Genomic DNA, 21,129 nt, shown 5'->3' on the forward strand with positions numbered 1-21,129 from the left:
AGAAACATTGTGAACTAAAAGTTTATTTTAAAAGGTAATGGAACGCTCTTTTTGTAGTAGAGCAGTAAAGTGACAGCAAAATATATGTAGAATGAAGTTTATAATTTAAACCATTTCTTATACTTGTTAAGTTAACTAAAATGCTCGTAAATCATTTTCAACGTCTTTACATTAATTACAGTTGCAGGCGGCTTGGTTTTGTCTAACAAGCTATTAGCTTGTTCTTTCACTAATCCCCATGCGACGTTTTTGGATTCCGATTAGTGGACCGGCCAGAATTGAAGATGCAAGTGCTGCAAATACTATGGCTACGAATATTGCATGTCCAATGAGTTGAAGTTCAAGTGCGAGCGTAGCGACTACAATTTCCATGGCACCGCCTGGAATGAAAGTAATACCCATTAAAATTGATGTTTGTTGGGACTGTTTGCCTAGTTTCGCTCCTAACCAAGCACCTACAAATTTACCCAAGATTGCAACCGCGCAAAAGATAACTGTAGGCCATAATACCATACCAGTTAAGAAATCGATTTTGAGACCAAGTGTAGCAAAGAAGAGCGGTACAAATATGGCATGCAAAGTGTCAGAAACACTCTTACGAAGATCATCTGATACACCTTTTGCACTTCTTGCGATAGTACCAGCAAGAAAGAATCCAAGAATAGCATGAATACCCAACCACTGTGTAATAGCGCCACAAAGTAAGCCTAAACTTGCAATTAAGGATTGTGATGCTGCTGGCTGTGGTAGTGTGGTTGATTTTACATAGCGCAGCGCAGCACTCAATAGTTTAGAACCATAAGAAACACTTAAGACGACAAATACTATGATACCTAAGACTGAAGCGACTATTTCGACAATACTTATAGTATGAGGTGTTGCTAGTGAGATAACCACAGTGAATAAAAACCAACCGAAGATATCATTAATAGCACAGGAGGAAAGCGCAAGGGATCCTTTTGGTGTTTTACTAATTTCAAGATCATTTAGAGTACGTGCGACAACAGATATTGCAGTTATAGAACCCGCTACTGACAAAAACAGTGGAAATGTGTAGGCGTTTGCTTTGTCTCCCCAATAGATGGGATCAAAAGCACTAAACACAGGAAAGCCTATAGCTATAGGAAACAATACTCCTACGATACCAATTAGCATTGCAGCACGACCACTAAGAATTGCTTTTTTAATATCTACATGAAAACCCGAAGCGAGTAAAAGAAAGAATACCCCAAGCCAAGATACTGTTTCGAGCATAGTGGATTGTATCTGGTCTGAGGGAAAGAGCCAGAGCTGCAAGGAAGGGGAAACTCGTCCAAGAAGTGTTGGTCCCAATAGGATACCAGCTAGAATTTCACCAACGATGGCAGGTATTTTAAAGGATTCAAAGATAACACTAAGAGTTCTTGCACTACCCAGAAGAACAAGGATTTGCAAAAGAAAAAGTAAGATGTGACTTTCATTGAGGTGATTCATGTTTACGTTTCTCTGGTGTTTTCTAATTCTCTAATATTACTTTATTGAACTTGGGTTCGCCTTATGTTATTCCTAAATTGTTAAACAAATCATTTGAACTATGAAAAACAAGGACAGGTATATTTGTATGATTTACCATTTTTTTCGATAGACTTTTTTCGAAAATACGTTCAATAAAGTTTCGTTTTCTTGTTATTAAGGCTATCATATCTGGTTCCGAACTTTCAACAAGTTCTAATAATTTATCTTCTGCACCTTCACCATGTAGGAGTTCAAAATGAATATTATGACTACTAATTACTTCGGTTATTTCTTCTTCTAATTGTGAAAATTTCTCTTGTTCTCCTTTTAAATCTTCAAAATTTTCACTTACATGAATTACTCTAAGACGAGATCCATAATACTTCGTTATTTTATTCATAAACGTAAGACAAATTTTATCTTTTGTATGAAAATCTGTTGCAAAGACTATTTCAGAAAAATTGTTGAACTTCGCTTTTTGGGGAATTACCAAGACGATAGATTTTGGATTACGAATGGTTTGGGCAGCAAAACTTCCAAATATTCTATTTTCGAGCCCATTTTTACCAGCGGTACCCATTACTATCATAAATGGGTGTAATTTTTGCATATGTTCTTTAAGAAATAAGGTTCTACCTTTTACTATGTCGTATTCGCATTCCAGACTAAAGGTTTCTATTTTTTCTTTCAATTTTTGCAGTTTCTTCTCTGCTTGTTCCTCTAATAATTTGATTGCATATAAAAGTATATCAGGATTTTCTTCAGTGGATGCTAGTGAACTAATCTCAACAGCATGTACTACTCTAATTTTACACTTTAGTGCTTTACTCATTGCAATGGCATAAATCATGGCATTTTTCGCACAATCAGAAAAGTCAGTTGGGTATATCAATAATTTTGAGTTCATTTTTACAGGTTTCAAAATGTTGTTTAGTAAAAGAGGTGAAATTTCAATATTTATGGTTTAAAGCATATCCTCGATATTCTAAAACTACCTTTGTTATGCACTCATTATAGTCCTTAAGAAAAACCTTAAAGCTGTTTGATTACCTCCCCAAACAATGCGTTTTATTATTATTTATTAGTTTCCGAAATCATGCAATCCCAATATTGGAATGGTGGAATAATACGCTAGGTGTTTTACCATAGGTTTGGATAAAATCCAGCTAAAGAAATTGTGCTTTTTATTAATAAAGGCAACCATGTCAATATCTTGACTCTCAATAAAAGAATTAAGAGCCGCTTGCGCCTCCATATCATATATTGTATGAAAAGAGTGTTCTAATCCTTTAAAATAATCTTTTAAAAGTAATTGGTTATTAAGTTGGGCTTCGTTTAATTGTTTATCCTTATCCATGACGTGTAAAATACGTATTGCTGCGCTTGTATTTTTTGCGATATCTATCAAGTATTGAAATTCTCTTTTTTTATAAGGTGTTATGTAACCTGTTGGAAAAACAATTTGCTTTATTTCTTTAAAGACTGCTTTTCCTGGGATGGCTAAAACGGGACAGTTTCTAATTCTTTCCATTGCAAGTACGGTCTGGCTTCCATAGATTTGTGTTCTAGAATCCGTATCTCCTTTGGTACCCATAATAATAATATAGATATCGCGCTTGTCTATTATCTCTTTCATTATTTCTATTAAAGAACCATACTCTGAAACCATATGATATTCATGATTCTTTGAATTATTGGTAACCGATAGCCTATCAAGGATATTTGATAATCCTGTAATAGATTTTTGTTTAGATTCTTCTATATCTCTTATTGCAGTAAGTTCCATGGTGAAAGCCTTTATATTATAGGCGTTTAAGATGTAAAACTCACAGGTGTCATGCTTATATAGGTTGATAGCATAATTAATAGCATTTTGAGCATTTTTAGAAAAATCAGTTGCTATAAGTATTCTTTTTTTCATGGTATGTTATTTCATCATAATGACATTAAACCTATGTTTTTATCCAGGGTTTTACAATGATTTTAATCAGTTTTTGATTTCATAGTTCAAAATTAATTCCCAGAACATAATCTATTTGTGTGTAGTTTACCCTGAGCGCAATCGAAGGGTCACTTTGCTTCGGTACGACATCATTTCGAAGATTGAGAATCTTTAAAATTGTGGGCAAGGAGGTGTGTTGGCTTTTTTATCTCTACAGTTTCTTTAAAAGTTTTCTAACGAAATCGAAGATTGGCTTCGCCGAATTCTAATTTGGTAAGCAAATTATTCATTTCACGAACTCGTCTAAAACGATAGAAAACTTGTGAGCTAAAAGCTTCTTTAAAAAGGTGATGCAACATCCTCCTGCATTTCATTCCGGCAGACGGGCTTATTATTCGAGTTAACCTCTAGTGAGCGAAGTCGAACCATAGAAGGGCAGCATAATGCCCGCCTGTCAGTAGACAGGTGTGTGAAACCAATATACATCTATTTTTTTATGACTAATATCAGGAAAAATGGTATCATCTTTTTTTACTTTTAGATAATTCAAAAGTTAAGTTTTAATTATGAGAAATTCAAACCATTCATTCATTAGATCTATCAGTTATAATTTGTTTATTCTTGGTTTTTTATTCTTATTAACAGCCTGTAATAATAGCCCTTCAAAAGATGAAACTAGTATAACTGAAACAGAGGAAATTGTAAAAGTTAACAATATCTATTGGAATGTTAAAGCCATTCTTCCAGATGGAAAAAGCTTAGATGTTAAGGCCTTTAGCGAAGAGGGGAAATTCTTCGATATTAAGGCAATTCAAAACTCCGATCAAAATAGCTTCTTAGATGTTAAAGCTATTGGAGATAGTGAGGAATTACCGGTTAAATTGTTACTGAATGATGCCCAATTTGCCCCCGTTGCAGCTATAAGTAATCAAGGAAATTCGTATGAAATTAAAGCAATAACTGCAGAAGGGGAAAAACTGGATATAAAAGGCATTAGAAGATTTGGAAATATTGTCATCATGAAAGCCATTACTAAAGAGGGGAAATATATTGGATTGCAAGCTATTTCTCCAGACGGAAAACAGAATGATATTAAAGGTATAAAGGTTAACACAGGAGAAAGAGAGATGACATTAAAAGGTGTAGCCGTCCATGCTCATGTGAAAGCAATGCACCCAGCTGCTAATGAAGCTGAGTTTAAAATGTTTAAAAAATCGGAAATTAATAAGAAAAGAAAGTATAAAACTGATTTCGAAAGAATTATCTGGAATATTAAGGCGGTAACTGCTGATGGTAAAAATCTAGATGTGAAAGCTTTTGACGCTGATGGCAATAAATTTGATGTAAAAGCAACACAAGATTCTAAACAACATAGTTTTATGAATATTAAGGCATTTGTAGAGGGGTTCGAACTACCTGTTAAAATAATGCAAAGTTCAGACGAATATGCACCTATTACTGCTATTGGAAAAGACGGTACTATTTACGAAATTAAAGCATTAACTGAAGATACTATAAAACTAGATATAAAAGGCATTAGTCGTTCAGGTACTATTATTAATGTTAAAGCTATAAATGAAAACGGGGAATTCTATGGTGTTAAAGCTTTCGCTCCAGACGGAAAATTGAATCAAGTAAAAGGTATTAAGATTTTTGATAGAGAAGTAGAGATGAAAGTAAAAGGACAGCCAGTATATGCCCATTTAAAAGCTATTAATCAATAATCTACTCTGTATCAAATATTTAAAACAACAACCAAAATAGTATATAATTACTATTTTGTATTATCATCCACCTTCATTTGATTTTGGCGTACACGTGTATTTGCGTTATATAACTCTGAGCTGTTACACTGATTAGTTTACACTGAGTTTATCGAAGTGTCGAAGTTTTGTAGAAGGGATAGGAGCGCAGTGAGAAACCGACCTTAGGAGGTTCACGATTTCCAAAATATAAAATAACGAACAATGAGTAATGCCAATGCAGTTGATAATTATATTCTAGTTTAGTATTTTTTTATTAATTCAAATACTATGTGTGGTTTTAAAATTTTAAAATAGCTTGTTGTTTTTAGGTGTTTTATATGAAATGGTTAAAAAGAATAAAAAAGTTATATTATTTTTGCTATTTATATACGTTGCATAAATCCTGAAAATTTGTTAGAGAAAAGACAGCAATTACCCCAAGAACAATTTGTAGATACAGATTATTTCATTTACTGTTTAGAAGCCGTTCACGATATAGAAACGGACAAGATTACTGAAGCACAAAAAAAATTAGAAAAATTGACTTCGCAATACGGAGTAGCCAGTATTTATAAAACATGCGATACCATTGAAGGTTTAGAAGCTAGCTTAAATGCATTGGTCTTGGATGATCATAATTTTAAAAACTATGAAATAATCTACTTCGTTATAAAAGGTGAAGCAAATAGTATTTGTTTGAATGGCTATTATTATAGTCTACAAGAAATTGCAGAAATTTTTGAAGGAAGATTAAAAGGAAAGATTTTACATTTTTCAAATGCAAAAGTTCTAGATTTAAACGAAGAAGAAGCACAATATTTTTTGGATATCACTGGTGCAAAAGGTGTTTCCGGGTATGGAAATGAATATAATGGAATAACTAGCTCAAATCTTGATATAGCATTCTTTAACTTATTTAAAGAAGATGAGAATATGTTAGATGTTGTAGAAGAGTTGCATCAAAGACATTACAAAGCCTGTAAACTACTTGATTTTAGATTGTATTACTAAACACTGAGAATATAAAACATCTGGCGGTGTCACTGTATCTGCAATTATGTCAATCCGCCACGGCGGATCGTCAATTTACTTCAATAAATACATTTGTACTATAATGTACTTGCGTGACGCCTGTCCTGAGCTGTCACACTGAGCCCTGTCGAATTGGCAGGAGGGGAGTGTAATGTGTCTGGAATGGGTAGCTATCTATAATATTTAAATCAAAAGCACCTAAGCCTAATACCTACAAATCAATAAGATACTTTAGTCGATTGTAACATTCTTTTGCTAAAGGTTTTAAAGAGTTTCCATCTGGTGTAATTTTTGGTATCTATATTTCTAGAATTGAAAGGAGTAAAGTGAATATTACGGTAAGTACATGATCTGGGTTATGCGATTACTTTAATATCAAATTGTCTGATTTTTTTAAGGAGTTATAGTCCTTGATTCAAAGTATTCAATTAAATACGGTCAACCAATCAGTATCATTTAGCCATTTAAAAACAAAAAAATAACTGTAGTAATGAACCTCCGGACTCATAACCCTAAGGTCACAGGTTCGAGCCCAGTTTCCTCCATAAATAATAACCTCTTGTGACTTTCATTGATTTATTTTTATTTACAGCCGTTTTTCCTTCTTGAAAATCTTCAAATTTAACGTTTACGTACAGATTTCATTAAAAAACAAGATAAGTTCATACACTTCAAACGGGAAAATTTAGAATTAAATGAAAATTAGCAAAGCACAGTTTACTATAGAGGAAATAGAAATCAAATATGTTTAGGCCTTCGATGTGCCGAAGTTATTTAAATATAATTAATATTTGTGACAGGATTTTTTGGGAATGTAAGGAATTGACTAAGTATGATAAGTTGAATTTTATCAATAATTTAATGTCACATATTTGTGACAATATAAAAATTATTTTATTTTTGTATTATATGATATTAGAGACAAAATCTAGAATTATTGAATCTGCAATAAAAGTTTTCAATTCTGATTATTCGGCACCCCTTCAAAAGGTGGCTGACAATGCTAATATTACCCGAAGGACTTTGCATCGATATTTTAAAGACCGTAATGAATTGGTTGCTGTTTGTGAGAAAGAAATGGAAGTAAGTTGCAAGAAAGCAATGGTAGCTGCTATCAAAAGTTCTAATGATCCATTGATTCAGCTGGAAAATATGCTATACGCTGGGATTGATTGTGGTGCAAAGTATTCGTTTTTCTACAAACTTCATCAGAAAGATGGTCATAACCACAATAAAAATAATAAAGATTGTGCTGACTATGATTTCATATATAACAGTTTTATGAACATCGTTAAAGAGTTACAGAAAAGTGGTATTATCAATAAACAGATGACGGTTCAGTGGATTCAAAATTTACACGCTGGAATTATTAATAGTACAGTAAATGCCAATGACACTGGTAAATCATCAAAATCCAATATCAGAAATTTTGCTTGGAATTCATTTATAAAAGGAATTGCACCTTAAAAAAATTTAAAACTATATGTCTCAATTTTGAGACATAACTCTAAAAACTATGAAACGATAATGATTGAAACCTTAGAAGAAAATATAAAAAGATGTTCCATAAATCCAATGGATTTGAAACACTTAAAAATAGAAGTCCTAAATTCCAAATATACAGTAGTACTTACTGATTTAAATGGTGATGGAATTCTAAAAGGGTATGGGGATTCTATCGAAGAAGCCATTAATGATTTACACCATAGCTTACTCTGATAAGACAATGAGAAACCGAAGAAAATTTATAAAACAAAGTTTATTTGCGTCAGCGGTAGTTATGCTACCCTTGCCGTTATCCGCTTTTAAAAAATTAGATATTATGACAAAAGAAACAATATTCGATGTGCTGATTATAGGTGGCAGTTATGCAGGTCTTTCTGCAGCAATGGCTTTAGGAAGGTCACTTAGAAACGTCCTTATCATCGATGCGGGAAATCCTTGCAACGAGCAGACCCCGCATTCCCATAACTTTATCACGCAAGATGGTGCTACCCCTGCATCTATTTCCGCAAAAGCAAAAGAACAGGTTTTGGAATATCCAACGGTACAATTTTTAAAGGATTTTGCAGTAAAAGGAAAAAAAACGAAAGATGGTTTTGAAATTATAACGCAATCCGGTCAATCTTTTCAAGGTAGAAAACTTGTCTTCGCTACTGGTATAAAGGATATTCTACCCAGAATAGATGGTTTTGCTGAATGCTGGGGAATCACAGCAGTACATTGTCCTTATTGCCACGGCTATGAAGTACGGAAGGTAAAAACAGGTATCCTCGCAAATGGGGACAGTGCTTTTGAAACAGCAAAGTTGATTTCAAACTGGACGGACGAACTATCCGTTTACACCAATGGAAAATCCGAACTGAGTGAGGACCAAGTTAATGAACTCAACCAAAACAATATCGTCGTAATTGAAAAGCCTATTGCTTCTATTGAGCATACAAAAGGTCATATTGAAAAACTAAAATTCAAGGATGGTACTAAGCAAACCCTAAAGGCACTTTATGCACGTGTCCCCTTTGAGCAGCACTCGGCTATACCTTCGGCATTAGAATGTCAACTCAACGAGCAAGGGTATATCGAAGTGGATATGTTCCAAAAAACATCGGTTCCCGGTGTGTTCGCCTGTGGGGACAACACTACTTTTATACGTTCGGTTGCTCAAGCGGTATACGCTGGAAATCTTTCTGGTGGTGTTTCTAATATGGAAATGATACAGGAAGATTGGATAGGCGATTAATATTAGAATAAATAGCTTGTAGTAATGGGTTAAGTATCAGTAACCGATTTTAAATCCGTTTTATCAATGTTTTTTAAATCCGTTTGAAATATATCAGTGACAATCTGCAATTATATAATATACTACGTATGCGCCAATTTGCTATAATATACATTTGTACTATAATGTACTTGCGTTATGTATTACCCTGAGCTTGCCGAAGGGTCACTTTGCTTTGGTACGACATAATTTTTTAAAGATTGAGAATCTTTAAAATTGTGGGCGAGGAGGTGTGTTGGCTTTTTTATCTCTACGGTTTATTTTAAAAGTTTTCTAACGAAAAGTTCCTTTAAAAAAAAGGTAATGTAACACTTATTGTCCCGAAACGACAGTAGGAGAGTAGGGGAATGTGTATGGAATGGGTACTATAATACATTGTTTTAATATAAAACATTAATTTGTTTGTTTTTAAAACATTTAGTATATTTGCAATACCAAACTATATGAAAACAATGAAAACAGAACTGTCTAATAAAGAATTAGGTAATAGAATAATGATAATAAGAAAAGAAAAAGGACTTTCACAAGAAGAACTTGCTTTAATAATTGGGATTTCAAGACCATCTTTGGCTCAAGTTGAATTGGGGAATAGAAAGATTTCAATTATTGAATTAATGAATCTTTCATTAAACTTAAGACTTTCTATTGACAAAATTTTATCAAAAGACTTTGAATTAAAAGAAGACGATATCAGTTTCGAGAAAGAAGAAAAAACAATAAATGAAGAAAGAATTTCCATGCCAAATTTAATGGTGGATAAGTTTAGAAACATTTTACTATACATTCTTGAAAGGTGTGCTGGGAAAGCTAATGTTGGAGAGACAGTCTTGTATAAGCTTCTTTATTTTTCTGACTTCAACTATTATGAAATATATGAAAATCATTTATCTGGTGCAGTATATAGAAAGTTACCATATGGACCTGTACCCCATAACATAAATTCAGTTATTGATGAGATGATAAAAGTTGGAGAAGTCAAGAGGATAAAGACAGAGTTTCATGGTTATCATCAAACTCGCTATTTACCATTAACTAAACCAGATTTAACTGAATTAAAAGCTAGTGAAATTGATGTTATTGATAGAGTTATTAACCAACTTTCCGATTACTATGCTAGTGCAATAAGCGATTATTCTCATAAAGATATTCCTTGGCAAGCAACAGAAGAAGGTGATGTAATCGATTATGAATTAGCATTTTACAGAGAGAAGCCTTTTTCAGTAAGAAATTATGATAATGAAGATGAAGATGGAATATGAAGAATTAAAAGAATTTAATAAAGACCTAAAAAAACTCTCAAAAAAATATAGGTCGTTAAAAGATGATATTGAGGTAATTAAAAAAGTTTTAAATGTCAATCCTACTGCTAGGCCTCCATTTAGTTTTAATATAGATGGACTTGGTATTGAGGACTGCATAATAAAAGTAAAAAAAATAGCATGTAAAAGTTTAAAAGGAAAGGGTGTTAATACTGGTTTGAGACTTGTCTATGCACATTTTAGAAGTAAAGAAGTAGAAGATAAAAATGGAGTTGAAGTTCAAACTCAAGAAAAGATAATCTTTATTGAACTTTATCACAAGAATGACAAGACAAATGAAAATAGAGATAGAATATTAAAATATTTTAAATAATGTAATTATGGCTAGAAAAAGTAAAAGAGGAAGAGACGCCAAAACTGGACAATTTATTTCTATCAAAGAGGCTAAAAAAAGACCTAATACAACAGTAATTGAAACAATTAAAGTTGGTCAAACTAAGAAGAGAAAATAGACTTTTATAAATATGAGGAAAAAGGTTTGGTATGAAATGATTCAAATTAAGTATGGAGAAGTGTATCTATCCCTATACCTCGATTTACAAAAAGATTTAAAAAGATATATAAAAATTGCTACTTTAATTTTTTCTGGTTCTGGTGTTTTTGGATGGGTTTTTTGGGAACCTTTAGCTTGGATTGCTTGCATTGTTATAGCAATAATTCAACTAATTGGTTTAATAGAAAACCATATTGTTAGATCTGATAATGAACTAGAGGGAATATCAGTTTTAAGAAGTATGTTTCTCAAGTATTTAACCAAGTTAGAGGAGCTTTGGTATGATTGCGAGAATGATACTAAAAAAGAGAATAGAGTAAAAGATGTTTTTTTTTAAATTAAAGGATACTGATTTTGTTGCTATGGAAAAGTTAGATGATAAGCTTAGTATTAAGCCCTGGAAAAAACTAAAAAATAAAGCCGATATAAGGACACGAGAATATTTTAATAATTTTTAAATTAATATAATTAATTATGGCAGAAGAGAACAATAGGCAGGAGATCCCAAAACCACAAACAACAGAACAACCATCAGGTATCGTTAAAGGCAGCGTTCCAACAATGAGAAATCCACCACCTCCTCCACCAAAAAAGAATGACTAACTAAGACAATAGAGTAGAGGTAAACTTTAAAATAAGGTTATTATGCCTGATATTAATAAAATAAGAACTGCAATACTCAATGTTCTTCTTGAAATTCTAATTGTTACCATAGTATTATCTATAGTAATAAACTTGTTTATCGATCAAATAGATTTCTCTATTTTTGAAATTGCTTTTGGGGCAATGGCGATATATTTTGGTAGGAGAATAATGATTCAATTATGCCTATTTATGTTCGGAAACGCTTTAATTATTTTTCATAAAAAGAGATTTCATTCAAAAGATATGCCTAAACCATTTTTAAATGTGACAAAAGCGTTTATAACGTTATGGGCTATAGTGTATTTAAGCTTAATTGATTGGTTCAATATTGAGTTAATACTTAGTCCCATCGATTTAAAAGCCCATCATAAAGTACAGACTTTTGTGTTTTTTGCGTTTGCTTCAATAACTACATATACTATGGGGTATTTTACATATTATTTAAAGAATAATAGGCTGAAAATTATGACAAAGTTTAGGGAAACTTTACAACATTATGTAAAATAGAACCTAGAAGTTTATAAACGGCCTCAGAAAACTTTGGCACAAATAATAGGTAAAGGAGCGTCAATATTTTAGACGAGTTTATAAAATTGATTGATGGAATCAATTTTATAAAGCTGCGAGATGATGTGGCTGGAAAGGTTTAATCATAAACGCCTTAAAAAAAATATTAATGACCCCAGTAGCTAATATTGCTATGAAATAGAATCACTGTGGGATATTTTACATAGTATTACATTATAGCTACGAATGAGCTTAACGTTTCGCAAATTGACTTTTACATAATTTCTATCGATATAAAACACTGGCGTGTTGTTATATCTGTAATTATGTAAAATGCAAGCATCCGTCAATTTGCTACAATACACATTTGTACTATAATGTACTTGCGTTATGTAACTTTGCTTTGGCAAAAGCAAAGTTTTCTTGTTCTACAGTTTATTTTAAAAGTTTTCTAACGAAAGGTTTCTTAAAAAAATGTAATGGAACACTTATTATGCGATCCGACGGCAGGAGGGGAGTGTAATGTGTGTGGAATGGAATCTTTGTAATAATTTTTAATTTCTAGTAAAAACTTCAATTGTTATTGCTACCAAAATAGTAACCGATTATTACTCCAATAATACCTGTAAACAATGAAGCAGTTTTATCTATAATGCTCATCCACTTTTCGGAATTACCGGGATAACCAGTTAATTGTGCTATTAATGGATAAATTATGACGATACCAATAATTAATAAAAAGCCAATAACTAAAATAGTCGCTAACCTATGCCTCATCTTATTTTTATCCATCACAATCTTGTATTAAAGTTCTTAGTTTATTTATTCCATTACCTTTCTCATTAGTTTCTTGAAGCATACCTATTTTCTTTTCTAATGAATCAAAGTATTTTACTTTACATCTTATCTGAGATGGATTAGAATAATTAATTGAGAATATTTCTAATAAATAAGCATCACCACCAAAAACATTATTCCTAATTCGTCTTAAATAATTGTAAAACCATATTTCATTATTATTTCCTTCTTTTCTATATAGCTGATATTCTGAGAAATTATCGCGTATTAATTGCTCATAGTCACATATTATATTATTTTTAATAATACTACTCTCATCAGAAGGATCTGCTTCTGAAATTTGTTGAACTGGAATTTTATATGCTCTATTTAATAATTCTCTTTCTTCTATAGCCGAATTAAGTTTTACAGTTGCTGTATTCAATAAATCTTTAGTTTCTTTATTTCTTGCTTCTAAATCAACAAACTTTTTTTGCGAAACACATCCATTAAGAAATATGAAACTTACAAACAATAATAATAACATATATACTCTAGACATTGAAAAATGTATTATATAATTTAATTAAAAATTTCTACACAATTTAGAAGAATTAAATCAATTACAAAAGGGGTGTTTACCCCCGTTTTGCATAAAATATTTTAACATATAATTAAAGATCAATAAGATATTTTAATCGGCTATAGCATTCTTTTGCTAAAGGTTTTAAAGATTGCCCATCTGGTGTAATATCATAATCAATAGATCTATTCATAAAAGTAGAATATGTTTCTGCCAAATAATCATTTATTTTCTCTTTCGGTACATTCATTAGTTGATAGATTACCTCCAAAATAGCAAGATGATACATACTTAATCCGTCTAAACCGATACTTTCCAAACCGTACAATAATTGGCTATGTTTAAGATCTTGCTGTATTAAATCAATGATTAATTGTTCATTTTTCATAGAATTATTGGGTTTTTATAACACTTTAGTTATCAATTTCTGAAAATAAAATTCACTTTTTAAGATAAAAAATTCCGATTATCAGAACAAATATAAATAAAAACGGATAAAAATATTTGTAATCATTTAGAAAATCGGAAAATAATAACTGAATAACTAATTTTATGTTCATAAAATCAGATAATAATGACAGATTTAGGTCTCTACTTATCAAGGAAATCTATAAATAGATCAGATGTTTCTAGAAAGACAGGAATAAGTAAAACACGTCTTAGTGAACTGTCAAATAATAGAAGAACAAAATTACGCGTCAGTGAGTTGTATCTTATTGCACTAGCCATAGAAGCTAATCCTTGTGAAGTATTAAATGAAGTTTGTAAAGATTTAGAAATCAAAAAAAATAATAGTTAGTGTCAACAATTAATAAGACTAAAAAAATAAAGGCTGTTGATTTCTTTTGTGGAGGTGGAGGGATGAGTTATGGTATGCAAAAATCTGGTATTCAGGTATTGGCAGGCATAGATTATGAAGAAAAATGCAAAGAAACATATGAAGCGAATATTAAAAATGCTAAATTCATAAAAGCTGATGTTTTTGAACTTAAAGAAGAAGATTTAGAAACTGAACTGAACTTAAAGCGTGATGATGATGAATTATTATTAATAGGTTGCAGTCCTTGTCAATTTTGGAGCATCATAAATACAGACAAAAAGAAATCAAAAAAATCTAAAAATTTATTAAAAGAGTTTGGAAAGTTTGTGAAATATTTTAATCCAGGTTATGTTGTAGTAGAAAATGTTCCTGGAGTACTTAGAATGAAGGGAGAAAGTGGATTGGGAGCTTTTATTAAATGGCTTAAAAGGAATAATTATAAAGTTCATTTCGATGTACATAATACTGCTGAATACGGTGTTCCTCAAAACAGAAAGAGGTTTACTTTAATTGCAAATAGAATTACTGAAAATGAATTAGAACCTATTAAAGCAAGAAGAACGCTTACTGTCAGAGATATTATTGGTAAGGCAAATGGTTTTCCTGAAATAAAAGCAGGACATATTGATAGTTCTGATTTTAATCATACAGTTCCAAATATTAGTGATATTACACTAAGGAGACTAGAAAAGGTAGAAAAGAATGGCGGTAATCGATTAAGTTTTGCTGACGATCCAGAATTACAATTAAAATGTTTTATAGGAAGAGATTCTTCTTTTAAGGATACATTTGGTCGATTGTGGTGGGATAAGCCATCTCCTACAATTACAACAAAATTCTTCAGTGTCTCTAATGGTCGTTTTGTACATCCAGAAGAAAATAGAGCTTTGTCACTTAGAGAAGGGGCTTCTTTACAGTCATTTCCTAAAAACTATAAATTTATAGGCACAAGTATGGGAAGTATTGCTAGATTAATAGGGAATGCAGTTCCTCCTGAGTATGCGAAAAGGATAGGGAAAGCTATAATAAAGAATCATTTTAATGGCTAATTTCAAAACAAGAGCACGAGCACTAGATTTATTAGGAAGACAACAAATAGCAGGAATTCCTACAGCTATAAATGAATTATTAAAAAATGCTCACGATGCATATGCGGATAGTGTTGATATTGATTATTTTAGGAAAGATAATTTATTTATTCTAAGAGACGATGGTGTTGGAATGTCTAAGGAAGATTTTGTTACTAGATGGTTAACTCTTGGTACTGAAAGTAAATTATCAAACAAGAAAATTTCTCCACCACCAATAGATAGCACAAAACCTTTGCGGACTTCAATGGGAGAAAAAGGTATTGGTCGATTAGCTATTGCATCTATTGGAAAGCAAGTATTAATAATTTCTAAAGCAAAAGATGAAAGGATAGTTGCAGCTCTTATTAATTGGGAGATTTTTGAATTACCGGGTCTGAATTTAGAGGATGTGGTCGTTCCCATAAGAGAATTTGATTCCATTCCTTCCGAGTCCGAAATAGAACCTATGAAAAAGGAGTTAGTTGACTCTTTAAATGTATTATTAAAAAAGGACGATATTTCAATAGATGAAGCTAAATCATTATCTTCAACGATTAACAGTTTTGCTTTTTCTCCTTTAGACTACAATAGATCTCTTATTAAGGATTATTCATTAGAAAAAGATGGTGATAGTGGAACTTTTTTTTATATCTCTCCAGTAGATGATATTATCAATATAGATATTGATGGTAGACGCGAATCTAAAGATGCAACCAAAATAGAAAAGATGTTGATAGGGTTTCATAATACTATGACACCAAATCATCCTAATCCAGTTTTAGATATTTCCTTTAGAGATTATAGAGGAGAGGATAATACCTATTTAAATATAATAGATAAAGAACATTTTTTCACTAAAGAAGATTTTGAATTAGCAGATCATCATTTTAAAGGAAAATTTGACGCTTTTGGGCAATTTAAAGGGGTAATAAAAATTTATAATGAAAAAACTTTTGATCATATAGTTAATTGGAACGGCAATAACTTTAAAGAAACTGGTTGTGGAGAATTTGAGATAAATCTTGCTTATGTTCAAGGTAACAAAAGAGATTCCATAATCGATTCAGAGAATTACAATAGAATAACAGCTAAGGCAGATAAGTTCGGAGGGCTATATGTTTATAAAGATAATATTAGAATTTTGCCTTATGGAGATTCTGATTATGATTATTTAGATATTGAAAAAAATAGAACTAAACGAGCTTCAACTGCGTTTTTTTCCTATCGAAGAATGTTTGGAGTAATAAATATTAATCAACTAAATAATAATAAGCTTAAAGAAAAAGCAGGTAGAGAAGGATTTATTGAAAATAAAGCATTTAGGCAATTACAAGATGTATTGAAAAATTTCTTTAGTCAATTAGCAGCTGATTTCTTTAGAGATGATAAAACAGCTGGCCCTAAAGCAGAAACTTGGGTAGCAAAAAGGAGAGAATTACAAAGTATTCATTTAGCACTAGAAAGACGTGATAAACAAGCAAAAGTAAGAAAGGATAAGTTTGAAAAAACAATTGATAAATTCTTTACAGACTTAAATGATAATAGAATACAAAATGATGTAGAAGAAATTTTAAATAACTCACTACAAGAATTTAATGCTATATCAAGTATAAAAGATCATGATATAGCAAGTCAAAGGTTATTAGATATAGAGTCTCAAACTAGAGAACGATTATCTGCCTATAAAAAGAAAATTTCAATTTCATACCCAAAAGGTTTTACAATAAAAAAAGTATTAAGGGAAGATTATGATTCTTATTTAAAAGAGTTAGATAAAATTGAATATGCAATCTTTAAACCAGCAAACGAAAAAATTGATTTTAATGTTGAGAATACAGTTAAAATTTTAGATTTAGAACTAAGTAAAAGAAAACGATTGGAGCAAGCTGTAGAGTTTATTTCCTCAGAAGCTAAAAAGATTAATAATCAAAAGAAGAAAGATGTTTCAGAAGCTGTAGTAGATATTTCTAAAAGAGTTAAAGAGCTAACTACAGATTTAATGATTGATTTAGACGATCAGATAAGAACTGTAAAGGATAATTTTAAAACACTTAATGTTTCTGGCGAATCTGATTATGATCTTGTTGAGAAAAGAAAAGAGTTAGAAGACGATATTCAATCAGTTAGTGAAAGAAACACGAATATCCTTGATACTGTAATTCGTCAGCTAGAAGGTATTTATTGGCAAAAAAATGAAGACAACCAAATAATAACCAATGATCAAATAACGGATGCACTAGGTGAAGAATTAGATGACTTAAGAGAAAGGATTCAGACAGATATTGAATTAAGTCAGCTAGGGTTAGCTGTAGGAGTTATTCATCATGAATTCAGTAGTACTATTAAAGCTGTTAGATCAAGTCTAAGAGATTTAAAAGCTTGGTCTGATGTTAATGAAAAATTGGATGGTGTTTATAAAAACATAAAAATTAATTTTGAGCACTTAGATGGTTATTTAAATTTATTTACACCTCTAAATAGAAGACTAAATAGAAAAAAAGAAGTAATTAAAGCCCTTGAGATTAAAACTTTTTTAATTGATTTATTTAAAACTAGATTAGATAGACATAATATCAAATTTAAGCATACCAAAGGGTTTTCAAAAGCAGCATTATTTGGATATAGATCATCTTTTTATCCTGTTTTTGTTAATATTCTTGACAATGCTATTTATTGGTTAAACGAAAGTAATGTAGAAGAAAAAATAATAAGATTACACGCTGATAAAGAAGGTAATATTTACATCTCCAATAATGGAATATCTATAAAAACTCAAGATAATTTTAAGATTTTTAATTTAGGATTTACAAGAAAAGAAAATGGAAGAGGAATGGGTTTACATATCAGCAAAGAAGTATTAAATGCAGAAGATTATAACATATTTCTTGACAATCCTAGAGAAGGTACGACAGTTACTTTCAAAATCGAAAAAATCAAAACAGAGGATAATGAGTAATACATTTTTTGAAAAGTCTAAAGAGATTGCGAATGATTTCCTACAAAGTATAGTTTTCATTGACGATAAAGCATATCTATATGAAGAAAGAAATGATCACGAGCTTAATGCACAACAAATAACACAAGTATTTGCTCGGAGTGAAAAAATATGCGCTGTCTACAAGCCTGAAAAATTGAAAGACATTGATGAGTTGTCTATTCTTAGTAAGAAATCAGATATAGTAGTAATTGATTGGCAAATAAATTTGGAAGAAAATGAAGAAGAAATAGTAAATAATGATGATGATGATGACGTCGAAGACCATAGAGGACAGCACACAAGAAAAATAATAAGGGAGATAGTAGCAGATCCAATATCTGGAAAAGGAAGTCTAAAACTAATTTTAATTTATACAGGTGAAATTATTTTACCTACTATAACTGATATTATATATCGAGATATATCTGACTTACAAATAGGTAGTGTAAATAAAGAGAATTGTAGTATTGCCACAGGTAATGTTAAAATACTTGTAATAGCTAAGCCTTCAGCTATTGAAGAAGGAAAAGAAGATGCCAAATTCAAGCATAATCCAGATTTAAAGGAAAAGATAATCTCATATAATAATCTTCCAGATTTTATTTTAACTGAGTTTACAAAAATGACTAATGGATTATTGACAAATTTTGCATTAATATCGCTATCTGAAATCAGAAAGAACTCTGGTAAATTATTAACTCTATTTTCTAAGGAATTAGATCCAGCATATTTAAGTCATCAATCTTTTATTCCTAATAAAGAAGATGCTAATGAATTGCTTGTTGAATTAATTAAAGATGCATTAGGCAATTTATTATCATACAATGAAATCAATAAGAAAATAGATGAACAATTGGTAAATGAATGGCTAAATGCTGTAATTACAGAAGAAGATAAGTCTATTTTAAGTTCTAAAGGAAAAGAATTAAATCCTCAAATAGCCTATAATAGAGATATTGAGTTTTTAAAAGAATTACTTCATTCAGATGAAACTCGAGTTGATAAACGATATGAAACTTCTTTTAAAAAGAAAATAACAGATAAAACAATCAGGAATGACTATTTAAAATTTTTATCTAAAAATAATACTAGCTTGTTTTTGAATAATAGTCAAAAAGGTTTAGAAGAAGAAATAAATCTTAAGTTTGCAAAGCTAACACATCATAAAAGTCTATATATTTCAAATGAGATTGAGCCTAAATTGACTTTAGGGACTGTTCTGCGGAGTACAAAAAATAAAGATAATTTCTATTTATGTATTCAACAAAAATGTGATAGTGTAAGACTTTATGGGCAAGAACGGAAGTTTCTATTTATACCATTGAATATTTCAAATAACGGGAAATTTCAATTGGTAACTTCAGAAGGTTTAAAACTGAGTATCGATAAAAAATCATTTTCAATTCGTACAATAAAATTTAATGGACACGAAAATGATGGAGTTGTAAAAGCTGTTTTACAAGCTGACGGTTCATTTTTATTTACACAAAAATATACAGAGCATGAGGATGAACAATTTAGTTGGGAATTGGACTTAAAAGATTTACACGCTCAAAGAATAGTTGATGAATATGCTTCTCAATTATCAAGGGTTGGTTTAGATGAATCTGAATGGTTAAGAAGATGGTCTACTTAAATTATTTCATGAAATGGGAGGGAAGGAGTTGATTTTTTAATTGGATATAACCAATTATATTTAAAATCCATAGATTTAGATACTACACAACATAGTATTAAAGTATCTAAACAAGAATTTGACAAAGTATTCTTTAGAAAATATGGTTGAAAACTAAAATCTTAGTTCTAAAGTATTATGTAAAATAGAAGTAATACATTTTACCCAGATGTAGCGTTGGCAAAACGGCCTCAGAAAACTTTGGAGAAAACAATAGGTAAAGGAGCGTCAATATTTTAGAGGTCTAGTACTAAAGTTAAATTTAAGCTCTACATACACATTCTAGTTCTTAAGTAATCTTATAAGTTAGAATGTTTTCTAAAATATAGTGACTGCGCCGTGATTGTTTCCAAAGTTTTATGCAGCCTTGATTTTTTTGTTTCTTTTTTTATCAAGAAAAAAAGATAAGCATTATTTAAAAAGGCTAAATCATAGTTCTACAGTTAGCAAGTGTATAGAAATTATCTCGTAGAGTAATTTTATACTCTTGCGGAAACCTTCACGAGAATCGCGTAAAAACTTTTTGCACGGATGCTTCATTGAATACGTGATTTATAATGCACCTAAAAGTGTTTGCTTTTTTTGGTGTGGCCAAGCGGTGGCAAATTGAGTTTAAAAATAAATGCCATAAAGCATTTAATTTTTTAAAAACAATAAAGCGGTTGGGCGCGGCAATTTTACATAATGGCAAATTATAGCTACAAATATAAACGTGAGGTTTAATCATAAACGCCACAAAAGAATTTTAATGACCCAAGTAGCTAATATGACTATGAAATAGAATTACTGTGGGATATTTTACATAATATTACATTATAGCTATCAAATAGCGAAAACCCTATATAATTCTAAAATGAGATATTTGTACTATAATTTGTATTATGTAAAATAGAATATTTCAGGACTACTCTATACAATTCGTTTTACATTAATTTATTTCTACTCTATAAATTCAATATTCGGGACTTTATTCAATAAATTTTCAAATATGCGATTCTCAGCAATCACTATAAAGTCTAGTAGACTTTTGATTTCTTGAACTAACTGACGTGTTGGAGATTTACAACATTATGTTTAATCAATATTGGTCTGATGATTTATTATTATATTCTGAAATTTAATATGTACTCATATTTTACTCGATAATCGAGATTTAAATGCTCCGAGGCTTGCCTCGAAATCTAAAATTATTTTGGATCAAGACCAATTGTTGTGTTTATGCAAATATTTGTGTTAATCTAAAAAGGAAGAATTCTACATTTTTGACACCT

21 protein-coding genes are annotated in these 21,129 nt (G+C 30.8%); 15 read left to right on the forward strand and 6 right to left on the reverse strand.

The features are described from left to right. Positions 1–213 precede the first annotated feature (213 nt). From Q0910_RS24445 to Q0910_RS24455, 3 genes are all read right to left on the reverse strand, one after another. Positions 214–1,473: a cation:proton antiporter gene (locus Q0910_RS24445; RefSeq protein ID WP_299222559.1), complete on the reverse strand. Its 1,260-nt coding sequence runs from the start codon at positions 1,471–1,473 to the stop codon at positions 214–216. Positions 1,474–1,534: 61 nt separating this feature from the next. Beyond that, positions 1,535–2,401 carry a universal stress protein gene (locus Q0910_RS24450; protein WP_299222561.1) on the reverse strand — a complete coding sequence of 289 codons (867 nt, stop codon included), beginning with the start codon at positions 2,399–2,401 and terminating at the stop codon, positions 1,535–1,537. Positions 2,402–2,575: 174 nt separating this feature from the next. Then, on the reverse strand, positions 2,576–3,415 hold the full coding sequence (locus Q0910_RS24455) for a universal stress protein (protein ID WP_299222563.1): 840 nt from the start codon (positions 3,413–3,415) through the stop codon (positions 2,576–2,578). Between the two features lie 587 nt (positions 3,416–4,002). Between Q0910_RS24455 and Q0910_RS24460 the strand changes: the two genes are divergently transcribed. From Q0910_RS24460 to Q0910_RS24510, 11 genes are all read left to right on the forward strand, one after another. Further along, entirely contained in the window at positions 4,003–5,160 is a 1,158-nt protein-coding gene (locus Q0910_RS24460; protein WP_299222565.1) for a hypothetical protein, read from the forward strand. Positions 5,161–5,592: 432 nt separating this feature from the next. After that, positions 5,593–6,192, forward strand: coding sequence for a DUF6642 family protein (locus Q0910_RS24465; RefSeq protein WP_299222567.1), 600 nt, complete (start codon positions 5,593–5,595; stop codon positions 6,190–6,192). 930 nt (positions 6,193–7,122) lie between these two features. Beyond that, positions 7,123–7,680 (forward strand): TetR family transcriptional regulator, encoded by a 558-nt coding sequence (locus Q0910_RS24470; RefSeq protein WP_299222569.1) that lies wholly within the window; start codon positions 7,123–7,125, stop codon positions 7,678–7,680. A gap of 60 nt (positions 7,681–7,740) precedes the next feature. Next, positions 7,741–7,932 carry a hypothetical protein gene (locus Q0910_RS24475; RefSeq protein WP_299222571.1) on the forward strand — a complete coding sequence of 64 codons (192 nt, stop codon included), beginning with the start codon at positions 7,741–7,743 and terminating at the stop codon, positions 7,930–7,932. A 103-nt stretch (positions 7,933–8,035) separates the two neighbouring features. Beyond that, complete coding sequence (locus Q0910_RS24480; RefSeq protein ID WP_299222573.1) at positions 8,036–8,953, forward strand: NAD(P)/FAD-dependent oxidoreductase; 918 nt, start codon at positions 8,036–8,038, stop codon at positions 8,951–8,953. 491 nt (positions 8,954–9,444) lie between these two features. After that, a complete protein-coding gene (locus Q0910_RS24485) occupies positions 9,445–10,251 on the forward strand; it encodes a type II toxin-antitoxin system antitoxin SocA domain-containing protein (protein ID WP_299222575.1) in 807 nt (268 codons plus the stop codon). After that, positions 10,241–10,624 carry a hypothetical protein gene (locus Q0910_RS24490; protein WP_299222577.1) on the forward strand — a complete coding sequence of 128 codons (384 nt, stop codon included), beginning with the start codon at positions 10,241–10,243 and terminating at the stop codon, positions 10,622–10,624. Before Q0910_RS24485 ends, Q0910_RS24490 begins: the two co-directional genes overlap by 11 nt. Before the next feature lie 7 nt (positions 10,625–10,631). After that, complete coding sequence (locus Q0910_RS24495; RefSeq protein WP_299222578.1) at positions 10,632–10,763, forward strand: hypothetical protein; 132 nt, start codon at positions 10,632–10,634, stop codon at positions 10,761–10,763. Between the two features lie 12 nt (positions 10,764–10,775). Further along, complete coding sequence (locus Q0910_RS24500; RefSeq protein ID WP_299222580.1) at positions 10,776–11,141, forward strand: hypothetical protein; 366 nt, start codon at positions 10,776–10,778, stop codon at positions 11,139–11,141. A 137-nt stretch (positions 11,142–11,278) separates the two neighbouring features. Then, positions 11,279–11,407, forward strand: coding sequence for a hypothetical protein (locus Q0910_RS24505; protein WP_299222582.1), 129 nt, complete (start codon positions 11,279–11,281; stop codon positions 11,405–11,407). A 42-nt stretch (positions 11,408–11,449) separates the two neighbouring features. Beyond that, positions 11,450–11,956, forward strand: coding sequence for a hypothetical protein (locus Q0910_RS24510; protein ID WP_299222583.1), 507 nt, complete (start codon positions 11,450–11,452; stop codon positions 11,954–11,956). 573 nt (positions 11,957–12,529) lie between these two features. On the opposite strand, the gene Q0910_RS24515 is transcribed toward Q0910_RS24510, so the two are convergent. The 3 genes from Q0910_RS24515 to Q0910_RS24525 form a co-directional block, all read right to left on the reverse strand. Beyond that, the gene (locus Q0910_RS24515; RefSeq protein ID WP_299222585.1) at positions 12,530–12,733 is read right to left on the reverse strand and encodes a hypothetical protein; all 204 of its coding nucleotides are present in this window, start codon (positions 12,731–12,733) and stop codon (positions 12,530–12,532) included. A gap of 7 nt (positions 12,734–12,740) precedes the next feature. Beyond that, entirely contained in the window at positions 12,741–13,295 is a 555-nt protein-coding gene (locus Q0910_RS24520; protein WP_299222587.1) for a hypothetical protein, read from the reverse strand. A 112-nt stretch (positions 13,296–13,407) separates the two neighbouring features. Continuing rightward, positions 13,408–13,704, reverse strand: coding sequence for a hypothetical protein (locus tag Q0910_RS24525; protein ID WP_299222588.1), 297 nt, complete (start codon positions 13,702–13,704; stop codon positions 13,408–13,410). Between the two features lie 186 nt (positions 13,705–13,890). Between Q0910_RS24525 and Q0910_RS24530 the strand changes: the two genes are divergently transcribed. Genes Q0910_RS24530 through Q0910_RS24545 form a run of 4 tightly spaced genes read left to right on the forward strand, consistent with a single transcriptional unit; the run spans position 13,891 to position 19,819 of the window. After that, the gene (locus Q0910_RS24530; protein ID WP_118386222.1) at positions 13,891–14,115 is read left to right on the forward strand and encodes a helix-turn-helix transcriptional regulator; all 225 of its coding nucleotides are present in this window, start codon (positions 13,891–13,893) and stop codon (positions 14,113–14,115) included. After that, a complete protein-coding gene (locus Q0910_RS24535; protein WP_299222590.1) occupies positions 14,115–15,185 on the forward strand; it encodes a DNA cytosine methyltransferase in 1,071 nt (356 codons plus the stop codon). Before Q0910_RS24530 ends, Q0910_RS24535 begins: the two co-directional genes overlap by 1 nt. After that, a complete protein-coding gene (locus Q0910_RS24540) occupies positions 15,178–18,162 on the forward strand; it encodes an ATP-binding protein (RefSeq protein ID WP_299222592.1) in 2,985 nt (994 codons plus the stop codon). Before Q0910_RS24535 ends, Q0910_RS24540 begins: the two co-directional genes overlap by 8 nt. Further along, the gene (locus Q0910_RS24545) at positions 18,155–19,819 is read left to right on the forward strand and encodes a response regulator receiver domain (protein WP_299222594.1); all 1,665 of its coding nucleotides are present in this window, start codon (positions 18,155–18,157) and stop codon (positions 19,817–19,819) included. The genes Q0910_RS24540 and Q0910_RS24545 overlap by 8 nt, the downstream gene beginning before the upstream one ends. Positions 19,820–21,129: the final 1,310 nt, after the last annotated feature.

Source organism: uncultured Aquimarina sp., from assembly GCF_947495315.1.
Taxonomy (GTDB): Bacteria; Bacteroidota; Bacteroidia; order Flavobacteriales; family Flavobacteriaceae; genus Aquimarina.

Excerpts from the sequence above, each read along its gene's own strand:
- Q0910_RS24445 (WP_299222559.1), bottom strand. The coding sequence starts at position 1,473 with ATGAATCACCTCAATGAAAGTCACATCTTACTTTTTCTTTTGCAAATC.
- Q0910_RS24450 (WP_299222561.1), bottom strand. The coding sequence starts at position 2,401 with ATGAACTCAAAATTATTGATATACCCAACTGACTTTTCTGATTGTGCG.
- Q0910_RS24455 (WP_299222563.1), bottom strand. The coding sequence starts at position 3,415 with ATGAAAAAAAGAATACTTATAGCAACTGATTTTTCTAAAAATGCTCAA.
- Q0910_RS24460 (WP_299222565.1), top strand. The coding sequence starts at position 4,003 with ATGAGAAATTCAAACCATTCATTCATTAGATCTATCAGTTATAATTTG.
- Q0910_RS24470 (WP_299222569.1), top strand. The coding sequence starts at position 7,123 with ATGATATTAGAGACAAAATCTAGAATTATTGAATCTGCAATAAAAGTT.
- Q0910_RS24475 (WP_299222571.1), top strand. The coding sequence starts at position 7,741 with ATGATTGAAACCTTAGAAGAAAATATAAAAAGATGTTCCATAAATCCA.
- Q0910_RS24480 (WP_299222573.1), top strand. The coding sequence starts at position 8,036 with ATGACAAAAGAAACAATATTCGATGTGCTGATTATAGGTGGCAGTTAT.
- Q0910_RS24485 (WP_299222575.1), top strand. The coding sequence starts at position 9,445 with ATGAAAACAGAACTGTCTAATAAAGAATTAGGTAATAGAATAATGATA.
- Q0910_RS24490 (WP_299222577.1), top strand. The coding sequence starts at position 10,241 with ATGGAATATGAAGAATTAAAAGAATTTAATAAAGACCTAAAAAAACTC.
- Q0910_RS24495 (WP_299222578.1), top strand. The coding sequence starts at position 10,632 with ATGGCTAGAAAAAGTAAAAGAGGAAGAGACGCCAAAACTGGACAATTT.
- Q0910_RS24500 (WP_299222580.1), top strand. The coding sequence starts at position 10,776 with ATGAGGAAAAAGGTTTGGTATGAAATGATTCAAATTAAGTATGGAGAA.
- Q0910_RS24505 (WP_299222582.1), top strand. The coding sequence starts at position 11,279 with ATGGCAGAAGAGAACAATAGGCAGGAGATCCCAAAACCACAAACAACA.
- Q0910_RS24510 (WP_299222583.1), top strand. The coding sequence starts at position 11,450 with ATGCCTGATATTAATAAAATAAGAACTGCAATACTCAATGTTCTTCTT.
- Q0910_RS24515 (WP_299222585.1), bottom strand. The coding sequence starts at position 12,733 with ATGAGGCATAGGTTAGCGACTATTTTAGTTATTGGCTTTTTATTAATT.
- Q0910_RS24520 (WP_299222587.1), bottom strand. The coding sequence starts at position 13,295 with ATGTCTAGAGTATATATGTTATTATTATTGTTTGTAAGTTTCATATTT.
- Q0910_RS24525 (WP_299222588.1), bottom strand. The coding sequence starts at position 13,704 with ATGAAAAATGAACAATTAATCATTGATTTAATACAGCAAGATCTTAAA.
- Q0910_RS24530 (WP_118386222.1), top strand. The coding sequence starts at position 13,891 with ATGACAGATTTAGGTCTCTACTTATCAAGGAAATCTATAAATAGATCA.
- Q0910_RS24540 (WP_299222592.1), top strand. The coding sequence starts at position 15,178 with ATGGCTAATTTCAAAACAAGAGCACGAGCACTAGATTTATTAGGAAGA.
- Q0910_RS24545 (WP_299222594.1), top strand. The coding sequence starts at position 18,155 with ATGAGTAATACATTTTTTGAAAAGTCTAAAGAGATTGCGAATGATTTC.